This is a genomic window from Candidatus Competibacteraceae bacterium, assembly GCA_016713505.1.
Classification (GTDB): Bacteria; Pseudomonadota; Gammaproteobacteria; order Competibacterales; family Competibacteraceae; genus Competibacter_A.
The window spans coordinates 148,594-171,026 of sequence record JADJPA010000002.1 but is presented as its reverse complement, the minus strand read 5'-3'; the positions used below and the strand labels follow the sequence as shown (position 1 = coordinate 171,026).

Genomic DNA, 22,433 nt, shown 5'->3' with positions numbered 1-22,433 from the left:
ATCAGCAACAAGCGACCATACTCATAGCAAGACTGCAAAAGGAGCCCAACCGCCACAGCCGGCCACTGACCTTTCAAAACCATGCGGACAACAGCTTGCAAGAGGCGTTTTAAAAACAATCTGAGCAACCACAGTGAGGACGATCATGAAAACCGCTAAACCCGTTAGATTCTTTGCTTCCGTGATGTTCGGCGCGGCCCTGTGCGGCGCCGGTGCGGTCCATGCCGCCAAGATTTCGATTTCTTGCGGCGCGGTCGGCCAGGAATATGAGTTCTGCAAGACCGGCAGCGAAGCATGGGCCAAGAAAACCGGCAACGAAATCAATTTGGTCTCGACGCCCAATTCCGCCACCGAGCGGCTGGCCCTCTACCAGCAATTGCTGGCGGCGGGCGCGCCCGACATCGACGTGTTTCAGATCGACGTGGTGTGGCCCGGCACCTTGGGCAATCACTTCATCGATCTGGCCCCGTTCGCCAAGGACGCGGTGAAGAGCCATTTCCCGGCGATCATCCAAAACAACACCATCGACGGCAAGCTGGTCGCCATGCCCTGGTTCACCGACGCCGGCTTGCTCTATTACCGCAAGGATTTGCTGGAGAAGCACGGCGCCAAGCCGCCGCAAACCTGGCAGGAGCTGACCGATACCGCCAAGAAAATCCAGGACGCCGAACGGACCGCCGGCAACGACAAGATGTGGGGCTTCGTCTGGCAGGGTCGGGCGTATGAAGGATTGACCTGTAACGCCCTAGAATGGGTGGCCAGTTACAACGGCGGCACCGTGGTCGATAAGGACGGCAAAATTACCATCAATAACCCGCAGGCCGTCGCCGCCCTCACCATCGCCGGCGGCTGGGTCAAGACGATCTCACCCGAAGGTGTGCTGAACTACACCGAGGAAGAAGCACGCGGCGTATTCCAGTCCGGCAACGCCGTGTTCATGCGCAACTGGCCTTATGCCTGGTCGCTGGCGCAGGGGCCGGAAAGCGCCATCAAGGGCAAGGTCGGCGTGGGCGCGCTGCCCAAGGGCGGCGCGGACGGGCGCAGCGCCGCCACCCTCGGCGGCTGGCAGCTTTCCGTGTCTAAGTATTCGAAAAACAAGGAACTGGCCGCGGATCTGGTCATGTATCTGACCAGCCCCGAGGAGCAGAAGCGCCGCGCCATCAAGGGCGCCTACAACCCGACCATCGAAAGTCTCTACAAGGATCAAGAAGTGCTGGCCGCCGTTCCGTTTTTCGGCGAGTTATACGACACCTTCGTCAACGCGGTCGCGCGCCCGTCCACCGTCACCGGCGCCAAATACAACCAGGTCAGCAACGAGTTTTGGAACGCGGTGTATAGCGTGCTGTCCGGCAAGGCCAAGGCCGACGCCAGCCTGGGACAACTGGAAGCCTCGCTCAAGCGCATGAGCCGCGGCGGTAAGTGGTAACGATCCGGCATCGCGCCCGGCGGAGCGCGGCGTCAGAGCGCTCCGCCGCCTGCTAACGCTTCAATCGGTTCACAAGGGGGTTCTCATGGCGACCGCAGCAGCCGAACTCGGCGACCGGGCGGCCAGCGTGGCCAGCATCGCCGCTCCAGCGCAAAAATCCCAACTCACGCGCAGCCGCGTCCGGGCGGCGTGGCTGTTTCTGACCCCGATGCTGATTCTGCTGGTGATGGTGGCCGGCTGGCCGCTGTTTCGCACCATCTGGTTCAGCTTCACCGACGCTAACCTGTCGGATTTGAGTAACGCTAAATTCATCGGTTTTGAAAACTATCTCGCTTACAACAACGGCGAATGGTACGGCGTGCTGGCCGATGGCGAGTGGTGGAACGCCGTTTGGAACACGCTGAAGTTTTCAGCGATTTCCGTCACGCTGGAAACCATTTTGGGCATGGTGGTCGCCCTGGTGCTCAACGCCTCCTTTCCGGGCCGCAGCCTGGTGCGGGCGGCGGTGTTGATTCCTTGGGCGATTCCGACCATCGTCTCGGCCAAGATGTGGGGCTGGATGATGCACGACCAGTTCGGGATCCTCAATCACATGCTGATGGGCCTCGGGCTGATTTCCTCGCCGCTGGCTTGGACCGCCAGCCCCGATCTGGCGTTGACGGCGGTAATCATGGTCGATGTTTGGAAAACCACGCCGTTCATGGCCTTGCTGATTCTGGCCGCGCTCCAGATGCTGCCGACCGACTGCTACGAGGCGGCCCGCGTCGATGGCATCCATCCGGTGCGGGTGTTTTTCAAGGTCACCTTGCCGCTGATCAAGCCGGCGTTGATGGTGGCGGTGATTTTCCGCCTGCTGGACGCCCTGCGCATCTTCGATTTGATCTACGTGCTGACCTCCAATAGCAAGGACACCATGTCGATGTCGGTCTATGCCCGCCAGCAACTGGTCGATTTCCAGTCGGTGGGTTACGGCTCGGCGGCTTCGACCTTGTTGTTTTTGACCGTGGGCTTGTGCGTGGTGTTGTACATGGCCTTCGGCCGCGTCCGTTTTGACGGGAGGTAAGCCATGAAACGCATCGTCGGTTGGATCGCTTTTTATGCGCTGGTGGCGGCGATCATCCTGTATTCAGTGTTTCCGTTCTACTACGCCATCGTCACCTCGCTCAAAGCGGGTTCGCAGTTGTTCAGCGTTGAGTATTTCCCTTCCACTTGGAATTGGGATAACTACGTTTCGGTGTTTCGGGAACAGCCCTTCGCCCATAACCTGTTCAACTCGGTGCTGGTGTCGTTCGCGGTGGTGGCGCTGTCGCTGTTTTTCGGCGTGACGGCGGCCTTCGCCCTGGGCCGGGTGCAATTCCGGGGCCGGGGCGTGCTGTTGCTGACCGTGCTGGGCGTGTCGATGTTTCCGCAAGTGGCGGTCTTGTCCGGCATGTTCGAGCTGATCCGGGGCCTGGGCCTGTACAACAACCTGTTAGGGTTGATGATTTCCTACATGATCTTCACCTTGCCGTTTACGGTGTGGGTGCTGACCACCTTCATGCGCGATCTGCCCAAGGAACTGGAGGAAGCGGCGATCATGGACGGCGCCAGCCCGTGGGAGATCATCGTCAAGGTGTTCATGCCGCTGATGTGGCCGGCGCTGGTCACCACCGGCCTGCTGGCGTTCATCGCCGCCTGGAACGAATTCCTGTTCGCGCTCACCTTCACCTTGACCAATACCCAGCGCACGGTGCCGGTCGCCATTGCGCTGATCAGCGGGGCCAGCCAATACGAGTTGCCGTGGGGCAACATCATGGCGGCCTCCGTCATCGTCACCCTGCCGGTGGTGGCGCTGGTGTTGATCTTTCAGCGGCGCATCGTGTCCGGGCTGACCGCCGGCGCGGTGAAAGGCTAATTCAACTTGATGACCCCTTTTTAACCATTCGGGCGGATGGCGTGGCGCGTCGAGCCGTGCGATCCCAACGAATCCATTGATTTGAGGAGCGATTCACGATGGCCGATATTCGTATGCGCAACGTTAGCAAGGCGTTCAAGGACGTCCGCGTCATCGAGCGGGTCGATCTCGATATCGAGGACGGCGAATTCGCGGTGTTCGTCGGACCTTCAGGCTGCGGCAAATCCACGCTGCTGCGGCTGGTGGCCGGCTTGGAGGATATCAGCTCCGGCGAAATGACCATCGGCGGCAAGAAGGTCAATAATGTGCCGCCGTCGCAGCGCGGCGTGGCGATGGTGTTTCAGTCCTACGCGCTGTACCCGCACATGACGATCTTCGACAACATGGCCTTCGGCCTCAAGCTCGCCAAGGAGGACAGCGGCGAGATCAAGAACCGCGTGCACTGGGCGGCGAAAATTCTGCAAATGGAGCACCTGCTGGAGCGGTTGCCGAAAGAGCTGTCCGGCGGCCAGCGCCAGCGGGTCGCCATCGGCCGCGCCATCGTCCGCAAGCCCGGCGTCTTCTTGTTCGACGAACCGCTGTCCAACCTGGACGCCGCGCTGCGGGTGCAAACTCGGATCGAAATTTCCAAGCTGCACCACGACCTGGGCGCGAGCATGATCTACGTCACCCACGATCAGGTGGAAGCCATGACCCTGGCCGACAAAATCGTGTTGCTAAACGCCGGCAAACCGGTGATCGAGGAGGGTAGCGTGGCCCAGATCGGCCCGCCCTTAGAGTTATATCATCATCCTGTCAATCTGTTCGTCGCCGGCTTCATCGGCTCGCCCAAGATGAACTTTCTTCCCGGAAAACTGGCCAGTATCGAAAGTGGTATCGCTGCCATGACCTTGCCGGACGGAGCGACGGTGCGGGCGGCGGTCGACGCCTCGGCCGCCAAGCCCGGCGCTGCGGTGACGCTCGGTATCCGCCCCGAACACGTGACCATCGGTGGCGGCGACAACAGCGTTCAGGCCGAAGTGGCCTACGTCGAGCATCTGGGCGAATCGTCGTTCATCTACACGCAGGTGCCTGGGGTGACCAACCACGTGATCGTCCGGCAGGAAGGGGATACCTACGCCAAGATGGGCGACCATCTCACGCTGGTCATGGCGCCCCAACACTGCCATCTGTTCGATGAAAAGGGGCGCGCCTTCAAGCGGCGGATCGAAGCCGTCGCCGAGACCATGCCCGTACTGCAATAGCCGGATGCGTCCCATGACGGAGCACCGGAATCCATCACCCTCACTCATGGACGCGCTGCGATGATGCACTCAACAGCAGTTTTTATTTTCGGCGCGCTGCTGGCGGTCTCGCTTTCCGCCTCGGCGGTCAATGTGACGATTTCCTGCGGGGCGGTCGGTCAGGAGCGGGAGTTTTGCGAACAGGCGACCAGCGCCTGGGCCAAGGCCACCGGCAATCAGGTGACGGTCCTCACCCCCCCGAACCGGACCAACGAACGCTACTTTCAATACTTGGTCGATCTCGGCGCGGGCGACAGCCGCACCGATGTCTACCAGATCGACGTGATCTGGCCGGGCCTGTTGGCCAAGCATTTGGTGGATTTAAAACAGTACATCCCCCCGGAGGAGATCCAGCGCCACTTCCCGACCCTCGTCGCCAACAACACGGTGGAGGGGCGGCTGGTCGGCGCGCCCTGGTTCACCGATGCGGGCATGTTGTACTACCGCAAGGATTTGCTGGAGAAATACGGCTTGCCGGTGCCTCAGGACTGGTCGGAACTGGCGGATACGGCGCTGTATATCCAGACCCAGGAACGCAAGGCCGGCGGTTCGGCGGAATTTTGGGGTTACGTCTTCCAGGGCGGAGCTTACGAGGGCCTAAGCTGTAACGCACTAGAATGGATCGCCGCCTACAACGGCGGCACGATCATCGGCGCCGACGGCGCCATCACGGCCGACAACCCTCAGGCCGTCATGGCGGTGGCGCGGGCGGCGAGTTGGATCGGCACCGTCGCGCCGCCGCGCGTGCTGTCGTTCAACGAGGAAGACGCCCGGCAGACTTTCCAACTTGGTAACGCCGCCTTCATGCGCAACTGGATTTATGCCTGGGCGCTGGTCAACGGCAAAGACAGTCCGATAGCCGGCAAGGTCGGTGTCGCTCCGCTACCCAAGGGCGGCCTTAAGGGCGCCTCCGCCAGCACGCAAGGCGGCTGGCAACTGGCCGTTTCCAAATACTCCAAAAACCCGGCGGTGGCGGCCGATCTGGTGCGCTATCTAACCGGCGAAGCGGTGCAGAAGCAGCGGGCCGTCGCCGGCTCCTACGCGCCGACCCTCATGCATTTGTACGATGATCCAGAACTGGCGGCGGCCCAGCCTATTTTCACCGCGCTGCGGCCCGTTTTAGAACGTGCGGTCATCCGGCCCGCCGCCCGCGCCGGCGCCAACTACATGGCGGTCACGACGCATTTTTGGGATGCCGTCCATGCCGTGCTGGAGGGCCGCGCCACGGCCCCGACCAGTCTGAGCGGGCTGCAAGACCAATTGCGGTTGCTCAAGGTTCGTGCCGGTCAATAATCCCAGCAGCGCTTGGCGCTCACTTTGGAGGCTCACCATGCCGGTCATTCCCGCCAGCGACCGTTACCACGCCATGCGTTACCAGCGCTGCGGCCGCAGCGGGCTGGTGCTGCCCGCCATTTCCCTGGGGCTGTGGCACAACTTCGGCGAAGTCGATGTTTTCGCCAACGGCCGGGACATGGTGTTGCGCGCGTTCGATCTGGGGATCACCCATTTCGATTTGGCCAACAACTACGGGCCGCCGCCGGGTTCGGCCGAGGAAACCTTCGGCCGGATTTTGCGGCGGGATTTGCTGAACTACCGGGATGAACTCATCATCTCCACCAAGGCGGGCCATTTGATGTGGCCCGGCCCCTACGGCGACTGGGGGTCGCGCAAATATCTGGTGGCCAGTCTCGATCAGAGTTTGCGGCGGTTGGGCCTGGATTACGTGGATATCTTATATCATCATCGCCCTGATCCCAACACCCCCTTGGCGGAAACGATGGGCGCACTGGATCACCTCGTGCGACAGGGTAAGGCGCTGTATGCCGGCATTTCGGCCTACTCGCCGGAACAGACCCGCCAAGCCGCGCGGCTGTTGCGCGAGCTGGGAACACCGTGCCTGATCCACCAGCCGCGCTACAGCCTGTTCGACCGGGAGCTCGAACAGGGCTTGCTGGCTGTACTGGCCGAGGAAGGGATCGGCTGCATCGTGTTCTCGCCGCTGGCACAGGGCTTGCTAACCGATAACTATCTCGATGGCGTTCCCGACGGTTCCCGAGCGGCGAAGGCCCACGGCTTTTTGCGGCCTGACGACATCACCCCGCAAAAGCGCGCGCAGATCCGGCAACTCAACGCTATCGCGCGGCAGCGGGGCCAGACTTTGGCGCAGCTGGCGCTGGCCTGGGTGTTGCGTCATGCCGGCGTGACCTCCGCATTGATCGGGGCCAGTCGGGTGCAACAGATCGAAGAGGGCGTCGCGGCCTTGCCAGCGGCGCCGTTCCAGCCGGAGGAACTACAAGCCATCGAGGCGGTCTTGGCCGCTTGATCCACCGCGCCGAACTCGGCTTCGGTCGAGCGTCGCTGCCTGGTTTTCGAGCGACGGCGGTGGTTGTTTTCATTCGCTTGGGGCGTGACTGACTTTACATGTTTTCTCTCAAAGTCCGACCCGGACACCCGGCCTTTCTCGATTTGCCCTGGCTGGACTCCATCATCGACTGGCCCGGCGAGCGTTTCGTCGAGCTGCCGCGCGGTCCCTCCCGGCATGAAGTCCGCTTCGTGGCTTACGAACAAGGGCTTTACGTCGTTAAGGAACTGCCGCGCAACGCCGCCCGCCAGGATTATGAAGTGCTGCGGGCGTTGGAAACCCAGGATGTCACCGCCGCCGTGCCGGTCGGCATCGTCGAAGGGCGGCATCCCGATCACGGGGCCGAGCGTTCGGCGGCCATCATCACCCGCTATCTGGAACACTCCTTTACTTACCAGGATTTAGTGCAGGATCATGATTTCGGCGCGCGCCGCGAACAGATGCTCGACGCTTTCGCCGGGTTGCTGGTGGAGTTGCATCTGGCCGGCTGCTTTTGGGGAGATTGCTCGCTGGCCAACGTGCTGTACCGCTACGACGCCGAAGCTATCGAGCCGATCATGATCGACGCCGAAACCGCCGTGCTGCGCGAATCCTTGTCCGCGGGCCAGCGCGAGGAAGATTTGGAGATCATGACCATCAATGTCGCCGGGGGCATGGCCGACATCGCCGCCTCACGGGGATTATCCATCGATGACGCCGATCTGATGCTGGGCGAGGAGATCGCGGAACGCTACCGAAACTTGTGGCGGGAATTGACCGAAACCCGGACCATCGCCCCGGAGGAGGGGTTCAAGATCACTGAAAAGATCGATCGGCTCAACGACCTCGGTTTCGATGTGGACGAGGTCGACCTACTGCCGGCCGACGGCGGCGGCCGGCTGCGGATGAAGGTCAAAGTCGGCGGTCGGAATTTCCATTCCGCCAAACTCCAGCGCTTGACCGGGGTCGAAGCCCTGGAACGCCAAGCCCGGCAAGTGCTTTCGGACCTACACTACTATCAATGTTTGACCGGGGCCACCACCGCCACCGGTAAGGAAGTGGCCGCCGTGCGCTGGCGGGCGGGCGTCTTGGAGCCGATGCTGGAGCGGTTGCGGGCGATGGCCGAGATCGCCGATCCCATCCAGGCTTATTGCGCGGTGCTGCGCCACCGCTATCTGAAATCTTGCGAATCCGGCTGCGATGTCGGTACCGAAGCCGCGTTCCAGGATTGGCTGGCGGTGGACCGGCCGGATTATTGACCCGCCGCCAGCGATTCGGGCGCCAGCGATCACGCCGCATGAACCAAGAACAGCCGACCCCCCCGTTCCCGGCGCGTCAGGCGCCCGCTCACGCCGCTCGCCCGCCAGGCTATCCGGTGGAACTCGAACAGGCTTTGTCCTTGCGGGACGGCCGCGCGGTGTTCGTCCGACCGATCGTTCCGGCCGATGAGTTGGTGATCGAGCGCGAATGGCGCCGCGCGGATGCAGACACGCTTTATCAACGCTTCTTCACGGCGCAGCCCAAGCTCGATGCTCGCCGCTTGCATTCGTTGGTTCATGTCGATTATCGGTTGCGGTTGGCGGTGGTGGCTTTTAGCGAGGACGAGCAGGGCGCCGGCATCGCCCGCTATGAAAGCAGCCCCGGTCAGAACCACGCGGAAATCGCCTTTGTCGTGCATCCGGCTTGGCGGCGGATCGGGTTGGGGAGCGCGCTGCTGCGCGTGCTGGCCGATGCGGCGCGGGCGCGCGGCATCCGGCAGCTGACCGCGTTGTGCCTTCAGGAAAACCGAGCGATGACCGAAATGCTGGTGCGATTCGGTTTCGAACTGCCCCAGACCAGCGCCGGCATCGCCACGGCGATAAAAATACTTTGAGGGCGCTTGCCCCACGACGAGCAGGTGTCTGGCGTGCGGCGGTCGCGAGCCGGCTCTCGGAATCCGGCGATTCCGAGAGCGCGGAGCCCGTGGGTGGCGGTCCCGCCCGTCAGAACCAAATTTCCATCTGGGTTCCAAACAGCCAGCGGTCGCTGCCGGTGAATCGAGTATTACCGAAGAAAGAGTCGTGGTCTGCTTCAGTATCGGTCAACAGATCGGCATATTTGAAGCCGTTCAGACTCTTATCCCAACCCAAGTAGCTCACCATGAACCGCAGTTCCGGCCGCATGAAGAATTCGGAGGTGTCGAGCTTGAACGTGGGCGCGATGGTCAGCCGATAAAAACTACCGCTGGCCGAGTTATTGACGCCCGGCGTTTTGGTGCCATTGTCAAGGTCCATATACTGATAGCCCGCGTCGTAGACCATTTGGAAGTTCTGCGTGATGGCCTGGGCGAACCGCAGATCGAGAGAGGCCCAATTGTATTCGTCGCCCTTCGTATAACGATCCTTGCTGTGTTCGGCCATCAACCCCCCGACGACCCGCCAGTTGGGAGCGATTTGGGTGCCGCCGTAGGTAAAGGCGCGCACCGCCTTGGCGTCTTCAGTCAAATCGCCGTCGGCGCCGATGTTTTTAGCCTGCGCTCCCAAGCCGTGACCGTAGATAATTCCACTTTTCGAGTTGCCTTGACGCAAGCCATAGAAGCTTTTGTCGTCGCCGTAAGCCACCATGGCGTGGACGCCGTTCCTGGCCGAATCGGCCTTGCGGTCGGCGTTGTCGTTGGCGTTCATGATCGAGAGCATGAGCTGCCAATAGTTGGGCGAATCGGGGCTTATATTGAAGTAGTTGTTGCTGGAGAGGATGTAATTCTGGACTTTCATGCTGGAGCTTTCGACGACGCCGAAATCGCGGCCGTACAGCGACAGGTTGGTTTTCCAGGTGTCGCTGGGCTTGACGTCGTAAATACCGGCGCCGGTGCCCGCCAGAAAGACGATATCTGAATCGAAGAGATGGATGTCGAAGTTGTTGCGGTCGAACCGTTTGCCCGCCCATAGAATCGAATCCTTGAACGCGCCGGTGAAGCTGGGTAGGTTGCCGAGCTCCGCATAGACTTGGCGGACGTTCAGTTGGCTGTCGGCGGCGGTCCAGTCGTTGTTGGTGTCGACGCCATCGGCGATCATCAAGAAATACTTTGCGTAAGCGCCATTGGCCAAAGTCTGCTTCATCTGCAAATCGGCTTCCATGTACTTGTCCTGTTCCACTCCCAGCCGACCGACCGACGCGCCGAGCCGACCGGCCGGACTCATGTAGGGTCCTGTCCCCTTGACGCCGTTGAAGTTGTCGTCGAACAGCGTGCCGGCACGGGCATAGGCCTTGAAGGTAAATTCCTTGGTGGGTTCGCCGGGTTTTGCGGCCGGAGCGGCCGGAGCCGCCACTTGTTTGGCCTGAACCTCCTCCACCTGTTGGACTTGCGCGTCGGTCTGCCTGACCTTGGCCTCAGCTCGCTTGGCGCGGGCTTCGGCTTGCTCCGCTCGCATTTCGGCTTGTTCGATGCGCCTCTCCAGATTCGAAAGCCGTTTTGCCAGCATACTTTTGCCTGCGGAATGACGTTTTGCCAGCGTGCTCTTCCCCGCGGCGTCAACCGTGGTGGCGCCGACCATCAGGGCCAACGCGATACTGATGCTCAGTGTGGTTTTTTTCATAATTTTGGGTTTCCTCGGTGTTGTGGGCGTAAGAGGCTGTATGGAAACCAACTCGCCAATCACAACTTGCTTGCAAGACTCAGTTTCTTTAAAGCTCCGTAAGCCCGAGTTCTTGCATTATTAATTATGGTTTTCATACAGATTTAATGATGCTGCGCAAGCGCAAAATAAGTGTAGCAACAAAGTTGCCTTATTGCAGAACGACAAAAGTTCCAGCTTGGAGGCCGGGGTCGATTTGCGGGCTGATGCCGCCTGTTGTTAAGCCGCAACCGGCTTACGCCGTGGCGACTTGTTCCAGCCACAGGACTTGATAGGGATCAAGCGCCAATTCCGACCAGCTATCCAGCGTCTCGCCCTCCAAGCGGTCGACCAGTTCCCCCTTGAAGTCCATGTCGTGAGCTCGATGGCGAGAAACCGTCTGCCGGTGCTCGGTGAAATTGGCCAATACCAGCAGCCGCCCCCGGGCGCTGGCGCGGATCATGCCGAAGACTTGTTCGTTATGGGTCCAAACTGGGTAACAGCGGGCTTGGGCGTGCAGGCCCGGCAGGTTTTTGACGGCCTGGATCATGGCGCGGACGCCCTGGAAAATCCGGGCGGTGCTCGTTTGCCAGTCGTGCCGTCGTTCGGCCTTATGCCAGTCCATGAAGGGGCGGTGCAGCCAGCGGTTATCGTCGGCGAGGTGAGGATCGTCCAAATAGCCGGGGTCGTTCAGCAAACCTAGTTCGTCGCCCATGTAGAGGGCGGGGATGCCGTTGAAGGCCAGGATCAGGGCGTGCAGCAGCAGGATGCGGCGCGCGGCCAGATCGGTTTCCCGCCAGTCTCGTTTTTCAACGGCGGCTTCCAGTCCGGCCAGGGAGGCCAGGGTGCCGCTGATCCGCCGGTCGCCGGTCTTGGGGTTGTGCTGGAAGGTGGCGCCCCGAGCGAAGGTGCCGGGGAAGCGGCCGCTGTAGAAGTCGCTGAGAAACGCCCGGTGCAGGAAGCCGGACAGGCCGATGGCGGCGGCGTCCTCGTCGCGCACCGCCCAACCGATGTCGTCGTGGCAGCGGACATAGGTCAGCCAGGCGCAATTGACGGGGGTATCGGGCATGTTTTGCAGGGCGTGGGTCATCAAGACCACCCGTCGTTCGGCCAGACTGCTCCACAGCAACACCATGAACACATTGTGATAGGCGATCTCGCATTCCTTGTGGGTGGCCGCTCCCAAACCTAGATACGGCAGCAGTTTGTCGGGAGAGACGATGGCTTCGGCCTTGAAGATCAGGCCGGGCGCGGCCAGCCGGGTCAGCGCTCGAAAGACTTGTAAAATCGCGTGTGCCTCCGGCTGGTTCTGGCAGTCGGTCTTAAGCCGCTTCCACATGAAGGCGACCGCATCCAGCCGCAAGATTTCCACGCCTTGATTGGCTAGAAACAGGATAGTGTCCAGCATCTCGGCGAGAACCGCCGGATTGGTGTAGTTCAAATCCCACTGATAGTCGTTGAAGGTGGTCCAGACCCAGCGCTGACACTGGTCGATATAGGTGAAATTGCCCGGCGCAAAGTCGGGGAACACCTCCGGCAAGGTCATTTCGTACTGGTCGGGCATGATCCGGTCGGGAAACAGGTAATAATATTGCTGGTAGATCGGATCGCCGGCGACCGCCCGGCGAGCCCATTCATGCTCTTCGGCGGTGTGGTTGCACACCAGATCGACGCACAGGCTGATGCCTTCGCGCCGCAAAGCGGTCGCCAGCTCGCGCAAGTCGTCCATGGTGCCGTAATCGGGATTGACTTGGCGGTAGTCCATGACGGCATAGCCGCCGTCGTTGGCGCCGGGGCGGGGCTTGAGCAGCGGCATCAGGTGCAGGTAGGTGATGCCGAGCTCCTTGAGATAGGGAATTTTGGCCTTGACGCCGATGAGATCGCCGGCGAAGCGGTCCACGTAGCAAACGTAACCGACCATACGGGGCTGTTGGAACCAGTCGGGCTCGCTGGCGCGACGCAGGTCGAGCAGGCGCAATTCTTCCGACCGAGCGGCGTAAGCACGCGCCGCGATGGCGAGCAGGTTGGCGAGCTGCGCGCTGAAGTCCGCGCGCGCGCCGTACAGCGCGCTCAGCGGCCGTACTACATCCGGCAGATGTAGGTCGAACCGGATGCGGAAGATAGCCTGTTCCAAGGGACCCATCGACTGCAAGGGGCCTTGCAGCAGGTCGTCGAGCAACTTTTGCGGGTTGAGGTCACCGGCAACGGATAAGCTATTCATGAATTTTCCAGAAGTAGGTAATGGATCGTTTCCGCGGGGAGATGGCATTACACTAATAAATGAAGTCGCCCTTGAGGCGCACGAAAGGTTATTCGGCGCAAAGAATTGACTCGCGGTCATTCCCGGCCTGTTTATCTCGTAAAAGGAGCCCCAGCATGGCGGATGCGATTTGCCTTGGCGAACTGCTGATCGATTTTGTTCCCACCGTCACCGGCACCGGCTTGACCGACGCGCCCGCCTTCATCAAAGCGCCGGGCGGCGCGCCCGGCAACGTGGCGGTCGGCCTGGCCCGGCTCGGCATCACGAGCGCTTTCATGGGCAAAGTCGGCGACGATGCGTTCGGCCATTTTCTGGCCGACACCTTAGCCGAAACTGGGGTCGATGTCAGTTCGCTGCGTTTTTCCAGCGAGGCGCGCACCGCGTTGGCGTTCGTCTCGCTGCGCGCCGACGGCGAACGGGAATTCATGTTCTACCGCCATCCCAGCGCCGATATGTTGTTCGCGCCACGGGAGGTCGATGTCGGGGCGATCAAACGGGCCAAATTGTTGCATTTCGGCTCGATCAGCCTGATCGGCGAACCCTCGCGCGGCGCCACTTTGTATGCGGTTGATGAGGCCCGCGCCGCCGGCTGTCTGATTTCCTACGACCCCAATCTGCGACTGCCGTTGTGGCCGGATGCCGCCACCGCGCGGGAAGGGCTGCTGCTCGGCTTGAAAAAGGCCCAGATCGTCAAAATCAGCGACGATGAAACGGCGTTTCTGACCGGGATCAACGATCTGGAGCAGGCCTGCCAGGCGCTCTGGCACGACGGTTTGAAGCTCATGGTCGCCACGCGCGGACGGGCGGGGTGCGTTTACTTCACGCCCCGCTTTACCGGCGCGGTCGAAAGCTTTGCCGTTGAGGCGGTCGATGCGACCGGGGCGGGGGACGGTTTCGTGGCCGGCTTGCTGCAAGGGTTGCTCGCCGATCCGGCCGCCTTCGCCAACGAGGCTCGCTTGCGTGAGTGGTGTCGCTTCGCCAACGCGGTCGGGGCGCTGGCGACGACCGAGCGCGGGGCGATTCCGGCGCTGCCGGATCGGGAAAAAGTGTATGCTTTTCTGAATAACCGGCCGGCGGACGCCCGTCGCTCGCTCTGAAACGCGCGCGACCTCGCCATCGAGGCCGACCAGGGAAACCGTTAAACGCGCTTGCAGGTTCATGACCGAAACAGGAACGACCCCTTCCATCCCACCCACGCTGTTGAGTGTCACTTGGCCTTTTGTCACGGGCTTCCTGGCGATTGTAACGGTTGGTGTTTTCAGCCTCGAAATTCTGATGGCGGCGCGCAGCTTCAGCTACGGCGAGAATCTGTGGGCCAAGAACCAGAAAAGCGCGACCTTTCAATTGTTGCGCTACGCGCAAACCGGCGATCCGCTGGCCCTGCAACGGCACGATGCCGCGATGGACATTCACCAGCATTTTCGCAAGGGACACGCGGCGGCGGTCGGCGCTCCCTATCAATCAGCCATCGTTCTGGAAGAATTCAGCAAGGCTGGAATGCCGCCGGAGGACATTGAGAAAGCCGCGTGGCTGCACCAGACGTTTCGCCACACCGAGATGGTGCGAAAAATCCTCAGCCTGTGGTCCGAAGGCGAAGCGGTCATGGCCCGCCTCGAACCGCTGCGCGCCGAGCTAGCGGCTTATTACCAGCAAAACCGCGACGATTCGCGGCGCTTGGCTGAAATCGCCGCCGAAATCGATGAAATCGACCGCTCGCTGGAACCCAAGGAATTCGAATTCAGCCTGACGCTCGGCGCCATGGCCCATCGGGTCTACGGGCTATTGCTGGCGATCGAGGTGCTGCTCGGATCGGTGCTGCTGGTCGCCATCGTGTGGCGCACGTTCCGCCTCCTGCAAGAGCGCCACCGGATCGAGCAGACCTTGGTCGCCGAGCGCCAGTGGGCCACCGTGACCCTGGCGTCCATCGGCGAGGCCGTCGTCAGCACCGACCGACAAGGGCGGGTCATCTACATGAACCCGGCCGCCCAGCGCTTGATCCAGCGATCGGTTCCGGAAACGGGAGCGGCGGTTCGATATCCGCCGCTCACCGAGATGATCCGGTTGATCGAACGGGAAACGGGCATCGAAAGAGCGCTGCTCACCGAGGAGTTGCTCGACGGTCGGATCGCGGGCTTGCACAGCGAAATCGACCATTTGCTGGTGCGGTCGGACGGCACGTCGGTGCCGGTCTCCTGGGTCGCCTCACCCGTTCGGGACGACAGCGAGACGCAGGGTGTGGTGCTGGCCTTGCACGACACCACGCGGGAACAGCAGCTCATCAACCGGCTGTCGTGGCTGGCGGCCTACGACCCGCTCACCGGATTGCCCAACCGGCGCGAGTTCGAGGCGCGACTGTCACAGGCGCTCGCTACCCTCCAGCGGCGCGACGGTCCGAGCGGCCTGCGGCGCGAGGACAGCCAGCAGCACGTCTTGATGCTCATCGACCTCGATCAATTCAAGATCATCAACGACACTTGCGGCCATGCCGCCGGCGATGACATGTTGCAGCAGGTGACCGACGTCATGAGCCAGCACTTGCGCGATCAGGACACGCTGGCGCGCATGGGCGGCGACGAGTTCGGGTTGCTGCTCATCAACTGTCCGCCGGAAAACGGCGAACAAAAAGCCGAGGAACTGCGCCGCGCGGTCAGCCAAATCATTCTGACCTGGGGGTTGCGGCGGTTTACCATCAGCGCCAGCATCGGTTTGATTCATCTGGATCGCCCGCACAGCGACTTGGGGGCGGTGATGAGCGCGGCCGATATGGCCTGTTACAAGGCGAAAGACAACGGACGCAACCGGGTTGAGGTCTACCGGGATGACGACGAGCACTTGGTCGCCCGTTTTGGCGAGATGGCCTGGGCGCAGCGGCTGCAAACCGCGCTCAAGGAGAACCGCTTTTGCCTGTACGCGCAGCCCATTCTGGGCCTGCAAGGCGGCGCGGATTCGGGGGAGCGCTGCGAGCTTCTCATCCGATTGCGCGATGAAGATGGCAAACTGATTCCGCCGGGATTGTTCATCCCGGCCGCCGAACGGTTCGGCATGATGACCCTGATCGACCGCTGGGTGATCGATCGCGCCCTCGGCGATATCGCCCGCCGGCTGGCGGCGAATTTATCCGACCGACACGCGGTGTTTTCCATCAATCTCTCGGGCTCTTCCTTCGGCGACAAGCATTTCCTGGCCGATATCAAAAGTTTTTTCGAGCAATATCAGGTTCCCCACCGTCATGTGTGCTTCGAGATTACCGAGACCCAGGCGGTCACCCATCTCGCGCAGGCGATCAGCTTCATCAACGAATTACGGGCCCTGGGTTGTTCGTTCGCGCTGGATGATTTCGGCGCTGGAATGTCATCGTTCGCTTATCTCAAACATATTCCCGTGGATTATCTGAAAATCGACGGCAAGCTGGTCGAGGATATGATCGACGATCCCGTCGCTCGCGCCATGGTCGAAATGATCAACCGTCTGGGCCATACCATGAATATCAAGACTGCGGGCGAGTACGCCGCCACCCAGGAAATCGTCGATGCCCTGCGCAAAAGCGGGGTGGATTACGCGCAAGGCTTCGCCGTGGACCACCCGCAACCTTGGTCCAGCGAATGAGCTGTAAGAAAGCCGATCATCCAGCGGTGCCGGTTGCTTTCTCGGTGGATTGAAAGGTGATCCCGCCCTGTTCCGCTTCGGCGGCGTTAGCCCGGAATCCGGCGAACAGCTCGCGCCCGAGACCGTGTTGATAATGGCTCAAATCCAGCGTTTCCGGTTGGCGCGCGGCCCACTCTGATTCCGCCGCGCGGACTTCGAGAACGCCGCGCTCGCCGTCGAGCCGGATCACATCGCCGTTGCGTACCTTGGCCAGCGGCCCGCCGGCCAGGCATTCCGGAGTGACGTGAATCGCCGCCGGCACCTTGCCGGACGCGCCGGACATGCGGCCATCGGTGACCAGCGCCACCTTGAAACCCGCATCCTGCAACACGCCGAGCGGCGGGGTCAGCTTGTGCAGTTCCGGCATCCCGTTGGCGCGCGGCCCCTGATAGCGCACCACCGCGACGAAATCGCGCCGCAATTCGCTTCGTTCGAAGGCGGTCATGAGTTCATCCTGATCGTTGAAGACGAGGGCAGGGGCCTCCACCACCCGATGTTCCGGCTTGACCGCCGAGGTCTTGATGACCGCGCGGCCCAGATTGCCGCTCAACAATTTGAGTCCGCCGTCGGGGCTGAACGGTCGGGCGGCGGGCCGTAAAATCTTCTCGTCGCCGCTTTGCAGCGGCGCTGGCCGCCAAGCCAGTTGGCCGTTGTTCAGATAAGGCTCCTGCCGATAGTGCGCCAGCCCTTCGCCCGCGATGGTGAGAGTGTCGCCATGCGCCAATCCGGCGTCGAGCAACTGCCCGATCAGAAAACCTATCCCGCCGGCGGCGTGAAACTGGTTCACGTCGGCCTTGCCGTTGGGATAGACCTCGGCGAGTAGCGGGATCACGGTGGAGAGGTCGCTGAAGTCGTCCCAGTTGATGACGATGCCGGCGGCGTGAGCCATCGCCACCAGATGCAGGGTGTGATTGGTCGAACCGCCGGTGGCCAGCAGGCCGACGATGCCGTTGACGATGGCCCGCTCGTCGATCACCCGCCCGACCGGAATGTAGTCCTGGCCGAGGGCGGTGATTTTGGCCGCGCGTTGCGCCGCCGCTTGGGTCAGCGCGTCGCGCAGCGGGGTGTCAGGGTGGACGAAGGCCGAACCGGGCAGGTGCAGCCCCATGACTTCCATCAGCATCTGGTTGGAATTGGCGGTGCCGTAGAAAGTGCAGGTGCCCGGCGCGTGATAGGACCGCGCTTCGGACTCCAGCAGCGCGTCGCGGCCGACCTTACCTGCGGCGTACAGCTGGCGAATTTTGGCTTTTTCAGCGTTGGGCAGACCGGAAGGCATCGGCCCGCCGGGGACGAAGATCGCCGGCAAGTGGCCGAAATGCAACGCGCCGATCACCAGCCCCGGCACGATTTTGTCGCAGATGCCGAGATACAGCGCGGCGTCGAAGGTGTTATGAGACAGCGCGACCGCCGTGGCCATGGCGATCACATCGCGCGAGAACAACGACAGCTCCATCCCCGGCTGGCCTTGGGTCACGCCGTCGCACATGGCCGGGACGCCGCCCGCGAATTGCGCCACCGCGCCCGCTTCCCGCGCCGCCTGCTTGATCAACGCCGGGAAGCGCTCCAACGGCTGATGGGCGGACAGCATGTCGTTATAAGAGGAGACGATGGCAATGCTAGGCCAGCGCATTTCGCGCAACTTGGCTTTGTCGGCCGGCGCGGACGCGGCGAAGGCGTGGGCCAGATTGGTGCAAGACACGCTTTTGCGAACTGGGCCATTCACGCGCGCCTGTTCGAGTCGCGCCAAATAGGCGGTGCGGGTGGTCGCGCTGCGCTGGCGGATGCGGTCGGTAACGGCGGCAACGGTAGGATGAAGCGTCATTATTTGTTCTCCTCTTTCAGGGGCGGCGGCGCAATACTTCCGGTCGTGGAGCCAGTGGCGGACGTCTCCCGCTGAAAGGCGGCGATGGCGTTGTATTCGGCTTCGAGTTTGGTGGGAATGGCGCGATAAATCGGCGGTGGAACAGCAGCCCCTCCGCGCCGGGCGCGACCCGCTCGGCGATGCGGGTCAGCACTTCGTAAGGTTCGATGCCCAGCCGTTTGGCGGTTTCCACCACCGGAGCCGGTCAGTTCATCGCGCACCCAGCGGAACACGATGCCGCCGTTGTTGACCGGTCCGCCGATCACCCAATGCCGGTCGGTCAGGGCGTAACAGAAGGTGCGCCCCGCAGGATTGGTCGGCGGGCGATCCGCCGCCGCCCGTAGCGCGCCGCTGGTGCCGATGGTGACGGCGATTTCGCCCGGCCCGATGGCGTTGACCCCGAGATTGGACAGCACGCCGTCATTCGTTTAGACAAACAGGCTCATCGCGTGCCGAAGCAGCGCGTTCCCCGGCGGAGGGCTGTGGTATGGCGGCGCGTCGAAAACGCGATAGCAAGGACCGGTCGTGGACCAGAGGGTTCAAACGTCTTTAGGTACAGTTTCGAATTCGATTCCGCCCATATCTCGGACCATGAAATTGTAGATGGCGCAGCCGATGAGCGTCATGACGTAGACCCCAATCAAGTACATCACGGGCATGATGAACAGCATCGATAAAGTCGGTCTTGCTTGAGACGGCAAGCTCGCCAGCATGAATAGAGACATTGGCATCAGAAAAATGAAAGAGCCTATTGCGGAAAGCACGGCCAACACTTTTGCGTTTTGATGAAGCATAAGCGAATGATGTGCTGCTTCACGAGCGTTTCCTTTCCAGTGCCGCACGGAGTCGCGGAGTTGAAAACCAGCTTCGAGGATAGGCTGAGTGGCGGGCGGTTCGTTCCGCATTCAATACCGAACGGCGAAGCTGGCGCTTTCCCGGTAATGCAGTTTGCGCTTGTCATACATCTTGGTGGTGGCGATGTGGCGGTGGCCGACCGAGGCTTGCACCGCTTCGATGGGACACTTGCGGTCTAGCGCCTCCGTGATGAAGGTTGCCCGCGCGCTGTGCGGCGTCACTCCGAGAGGCAAATCCGCTTCAAAGGCATAACGATGGAAGAGTTTGCTGACTTGGCGGCTGGTCAGGGGTTTTCGGCGCTGGTCGCGCATGACGGTCAGGAACAGCGGGGATTCTCGTTCGCCGCCGTGGCTGGCAACCGCTAGATAAGCGCGTAACGCCAATTGCAGTTCGTGGTGGATGGCCAACCGGTTGCGCTGGCCGCCCTTGACCAGAAAATCCAGCACCCAGTACCCGGCATCTTCAAAAAAATCCTTTACTTTCAAGTGAGTCACTTCTGACACCCGGCAGCCGGTATAGAACAGAACATGCAGGATTGCCCGATCTCGCATTCCTTTGAGCGTGTCTGGCGCTGGGGTTTGCAGCAGGCGGCGAACTTGCTCGGGCGTCAGTGCGGTCGCTTCGACCCGGTCGGTATTGACTCGGGGACGCTTGACTCCCGCGACCGGATTGCGCGGCGCCACTTGGCGCTCGCAGAGGTGTTGAAACAAAGAGGAAACGGCCGCCAAGCGGTTCTGAACGGTGCGGGGGCTGGCCCCGGACTGGATCAGGTGTTCGCGCCAAGCGATGAGATGGCTTTGGCCGATCGCGCGAAGTTCTTGCGAGCCCTCTAGGCCGTGGAAGGCGATGAAGCTCCGCACGGCGGCTTGATAGGTTCGTCGGGTGCGGGCCGAGACAAAATTAGCCAGCCATACGGCTTCCTCGGGCACGGCGGTCAAATAATCGTCCGGGAACGGTCGATCAGTTTTGCTTAAAGCGTTCGTGGCGGAAATTGGCAACTTCGAAGCGCGGTCCATCGGGGCCTTATTCAGCGGAATAATTTTAAAGTATAGACCCTTCAAAAAGTTCCGATAACTTATTTTATCGGAACTAAAAAAATAGCTAATTTTGAAAATAATTACATTATACGTATTATGTAATAATGCATTTTTCTGAACTCAATCCGTTAAAAAGAACGCCGCCAAAACAGCATCACGTCGTCACCACGCACTCGAAACAAGATGGTGGGATCCGTCGCTTTAGTGGGGGCGTTGAGCGGTAAGCCATCGCCGCTCAACGCATTGATGGTTTCGATTAAGGTGTTCGCTAGCGGCAGGTTGGTCGCTCCATCGCGAATCGAACCGCCGGCACGACTTCCGGCTACAGCCGCGCTATTGCTATTACCCGGCTGTTGGCGAATCGAGCGATCCGCGCGCTGGTAGACGCCAGGAGCGGCCTGGGCGGGTACGGCGATAGCGGACGATGAGGGAACGTTGGATGATTGACGGAGGCTACTCAAGTGATCGGAGCTTCCAGTGCCGCAACCCAAAAGCCCAAGGACACCTAGCAAAATCCCAATGTCGCAGAAGCGCATATCAATTCTCCTGTTAGAATCGAAATTCGCCGTCAAGCATTGTTGATGTTAAGACCGCAACGTAAGTTCAACCCGGCGGTCAGAGCATTGAGCCGTTTTACGACGCAACTTTCATACCGATTGGTCGCATAGCTATTTGAAAAGCGCCAAAATCCCTCAAATCCGCTGGGTGGATCGGTGCATGGGGCTTGACCTCAACGAACAGGAGCACAACCGATGAAGTACCTTGCTGGAACCATCGCCGACGTGATCGAAGGCGGCGACCTTGCTACCTTGGTTCTGGATACGGGTCAGCAGCGCCACCACCTGCGAGCCGACGCCGGTTCGCTCGTTGAAGGCCTGACCACCCTCTTCGGCGCTGACTGGATCGGCAAAGCCGTTGCCGTGCAATGTGAAAGCGACACCCTCACCAGCCTCGAAATCCCCGGCGCACCGCCCAACTACGCCATCTAACCCCGAAACCGTCGCGCGCCGCTGGCTTGTCGCCGCATTTCTTCAACCGCCCTCCAACCGCCACCCGAAGTAACAAGCACTCAAGGCCAGCGTCGCCAGTGTGACCGGCACGCCCGCGCGGGCGTGCGTGCGCCAATCAATGTGGATGCCGCGCTGGGCCGCCGCACCGACCACGATCAGATTCGCGATGCTGCCCACCAGCAGCAGATTGCCGGCCAGCGTGCTCGATAGCGCCAAAATCGGTCCCGCCAGCGGATGGGTCGCCGCTGGCAACAGCAACATCACCGCCGGTACGTTCGACACCAGATTGCTGAGCACCACCGCAGTTGCGAACAGCAGTCCCGGCTGCGCCAACGGTACGCCCGCCGCCGCCAACCGCGTGATCGCTTCCGCCACCAAACCAGTATGCTCCAGGGCGTGATTGACCACGAACAAGCCCACGAACAACACCAACAGCTCCCAATCCACCAGTCCCAGCATTTGCCGGGAATGCAGCTTCCGACTGGTCAGCAGCACGCCCGCTCCCACCAGCGCCGCCGCCTCGCGCGGCCAATCGCTGAATAAAAACACCGCCACCAATGCCGCCGCCACCGCTAAACCCTTGGCGGTCTGCCAGGAATCGAACGCTGGCCGATCATCGCCCCGCCGTGAAGGAACCAGCTCCGGCGCATCCGCCGGCAGCGTCCACCGCCCCCGCGTTTGCCAGACCAAAATCCCCCAAATCGCCAACAGGCCCAACAGGACCGGACCCAGCGCCTCCAGCGCATAACCTCCGAACGACAACCGCAAGGTGGCTCCGATCAACATGTTCTGCGGATTGCCGATCAAGGTCGCGGCCGAACCGACGTTGGCCGCGCAGGCCAGCGCCAGCAGATAGGGTACCGGGTTGAGGCGGCGCCGCCGGCAGATATCGACCAACACCGGTGCCACCGCCAAGCAAACGATATCGTTGCTGAACACCGCCGACAGCCCTCCCACCGCGAACGCCAACGCACCCAGCAACAGCGGCGGCCGCAGCGGCAGCGCCGCCAAACCCAGCGTCACCCAGCCGTAAAACCCGCCCAGCCGCAGTTGCGCCGACACCACCATGAACGCGAACAACAGGATCAGGGTCGGCAAATGCAACGCCCGCACCGCCGCCTCCGGTGTCAACACCCCGCCACCCACCAGGGCGATGGACCCCAGCAGCGCGATTCCGGTCCGATCGATCTGCAAGAACGGCAGATCGCCGAGGATCATCCCCAGATAA

At 61.5% G+C, this 22,433-nt stretch carries 18 protein-coding genes and 1 pseudogene; 11 read left to right on the top strand and 8 right to left on the bottom strand.

The window, feature by feature from the left end; all coding sequences use genetic code 11:
• Positions 1-145: 145 nt before the first annotated feature.
• The 8 genes from IPK09_15680 (at position 146) to IPK09_15645 (ending at position 8,817) form a co-directional block, all read left to right on the top strand.
• On the top strand, positions 146-1,426 hold the full coding sequence (locus tag IPK09_15680) for an ABC transporter substrate-binding protein (protein MBK7985038.1): 1,281 nt from the start codon (positions 146-148) through the stop codon (positions 1,424-1,426).
• Between the two features lie 85 nt (positions 1,427-1,511).
• Positions 1,512-2,489, top strand: a complete 978-nt coding sequence (locus IPK09_15675; protein ID MBK7985037.1) for a sugar ABC transporter permease — start codon at positions 1,512-1,514, stop codon at positions 2,487-2,489.
• Between the two features lie 3 nt (positions 2,490-2,492).
• Positions 2,493-3,320 carry a carbohydrate ABC transporter permease gene (locus tag IPK09_15670; protein ID MBK7985036.1) on the top strand — a complete coding sequence of 276 codons (828 nt, stop codon included), beginning with the start codon at positions 2,493-2,495 and terminating at the stop codon, positions 3,318-3,320.
• Between the two features lie 98 nt (positions 3,321-3,418).
• Complete coding sequence (gene ugpC, locus IPK09_15665; protein ID MBK7985035.1) at positions 3,419-4,564, top strand: sn-glycerol-3-phosphate ABC transporter ATP-binding protein UgpC; 1,146 nt, start codon at positions 3,419-3,421, stop codon at positions 4,562-4,564.
• A 63-nt stretch (positions 4,565-4,627) separates the two neighbouring features.
• Positions 4,628-5,896, top strand: a complete 1,269-nt coding sequence (locus tag IPK09_15660) for an ABC transporter substrate-binding protein (GenBank protein MBK7985034.1) — start codon at positions 4,628-4,630, stop codon at positions 5,894-5,896.
• Positions 5,897-5,933: 37 nt separating this feature from the next.
• Positions 5,934-6,926, top strand: a complete 993-nt coding sequence (locus IPK09_15655; GenBank protein ID MBK7985033.1) for an aldo/keto reductase — start codon at positions 5,934-5,936, stop codon at positions 6,924-6,926.
• Positions 6,927-7,024: 98 nt separating this feature from the next.
• Complete coding sequence (locus IPK09_15650) at positions 7,025-8,203, top strand: DUF4032 domain-containing protein (protein MBK7985032.1); 1,179 nt, start codon at positions 7,025-7,027, stop codon at positions 8,201-8,203.
• Between the two features lie 38 nt (positions 8,204-8,241).
• On the top strand, positions 8,242-8,817 hold the full coding sequence (locus IPK09_15645) for a GNAT family N-acetyltransferase (protein MBK7985031.1): 576 nt from the start codon (positions 8,242-8,244) through the stop codon (positions 8,815-8,817).
• 109 nt (positions 8,818-8,926) lie between these two features.
• On the opposite strand, the gene IPK09_15640 is transcribed toward IPK09_15645, so the two are convergent.
• The gene (locus IPK09_15640; GenBank protein MBK7985030.1) at positions 8,927-10,519 is read right to left on the bottom strand and encodes a carbohydrate porin; all 1,593 of its coding nucleotides are present in this window, start codon (positions 10,517-10,519) and stop codon (positions 8,927-8,929) included.
• Positions 10,520-10,793: 274 nt separating this feature from the next.
• Positions 10,794-12,680, bottom strand: coding sequence for an alpha-amylase family protein (locus tag IPK09_15635; protein ID MBK7985029.1), 1,887 nt, complete (start codon positions 12,678-12,680; stop codon positions 10,794-10,796).
• 233 nt (positions 12,681-12,913) lie between these two features.
• On the opposite strand from IPK09_15635, the gene IPK09_15630 reads away from it, so the two are divergent.
• Positions 12,914-13,894 carry a fructokinase gene (locus IPK09_15630; protein ID MBK7985028.1) on the top strand — a complete coding sequence of 327 codons (981 nt, stop codon included), beginning with the start codon at positions 12,914-12,916 and terminating at the stop codon, positions 13,892-13,894.
• 61 nt (positions 13,895-13,955) lie between these two features.
• The gene (locus IPK09_15625; GenBank protein MBK7985027.1) at positions 13,956-16,403 is read left to right on the top strand and encodes an EAL domain-containing protein; all 2,448 of its coding nucleotides are present in this window, start codon (positions 13,956-13,958) and stop codon (positions 16,401-16,403) included.
• Between the two features lie 16 nt (positions 16,404-16,419).
• On the opposite strand, the gene IPK09_15620 is transcribed toward IPK09_15625, so the two are convergent.
• The 5 genes and pseudogenes from IPK09_15620 to IPK09_15600 form a co-directional block, all read right to left on the bottom strand.
• The gene (locus tag IPK09_15620) at positions 16,420-18,264 is read right to left on the bottom strand and encodes a phosphogluconate dehydratase (protein MBK7985026.1); all 1,845 of its coding nucleotides are present in this window, start codon (positions 18,262-18,264) and stop codon (positions 16,420-16,422) included.
• Between the two features lie 136 nt (positions 18,265-18,400).
• Positions 18,401-18,728: pseudogene (locus IPK09_15615) on the bottom strand (gluconate kinase).
• A gap of 114 nt (positions 18,729-18,842) precedes the next feature.
• Positions 18,843-19,208 carry a hypothetical protein gene (locus tag IPK09_15610; GenBank protein MBK7985025.1) on the bottom strand — a complete coding sequence of 122 codons (366 nt, stop codon included), beginning with the start codon at positions 19,206-19,208 and terminating at the stop codon, positions 18,843-18,845.
• On the bottom strand, positions 19,209-20,174 hold the full coding sequence (locus IPK09_15605) for a tyrosine-type recombinase/integrase (protein MBK7985024.1): 966 nt from the start codon (positions 20,172-20,174) through the stop codon (positions 19,209-19,211).
• A 149-nt stretch (positions 20,175-20,323) separates the two neighbouring features.
• Positions 20,324-20,656 carry a hypothetical protein gene (locus IPK09_15600; GenBank protein MBK7985023.1) on the bottom strand — a complete coding sequence of 111 codons (333 nt, stop codon included), beginning with the start codon at positions 20,654-20,656 and terminating at the stop codon, positions 20,324-20,326.
• Positions 20,657-20,947: 291 nt separating this feature from the next.
• Between IPK09_15600 and IPK09_15595 the strand changes: the two genes are divergently transcribed.
• A complete protein-coding gene (locus tag IPK09_15595) occupies positions 20,948-21,184 on the top strand; it encodes a hypothetical protein (GenBank protein ID MBK7985022.1) in 237 nt (78 codons plus the stop codon).
• Between the two features lie 42 nt (positions 21,185-21,226).
• Here the strand turns inward: IPK09_15595 and IPK09_15590 are convergent, their stop codons facing one another.
• Positions 21,227-22,423, bottom strand: coding sequence for an anion transporter (locus IPK09_15590; protein MBK7985021.1), 1,197 nt, complete (start codon positions 22,421-22,423; stop codon positions 21,227-21,229).
• Positions 22,424-22,433: the final 10 nt, after the last annotated feature.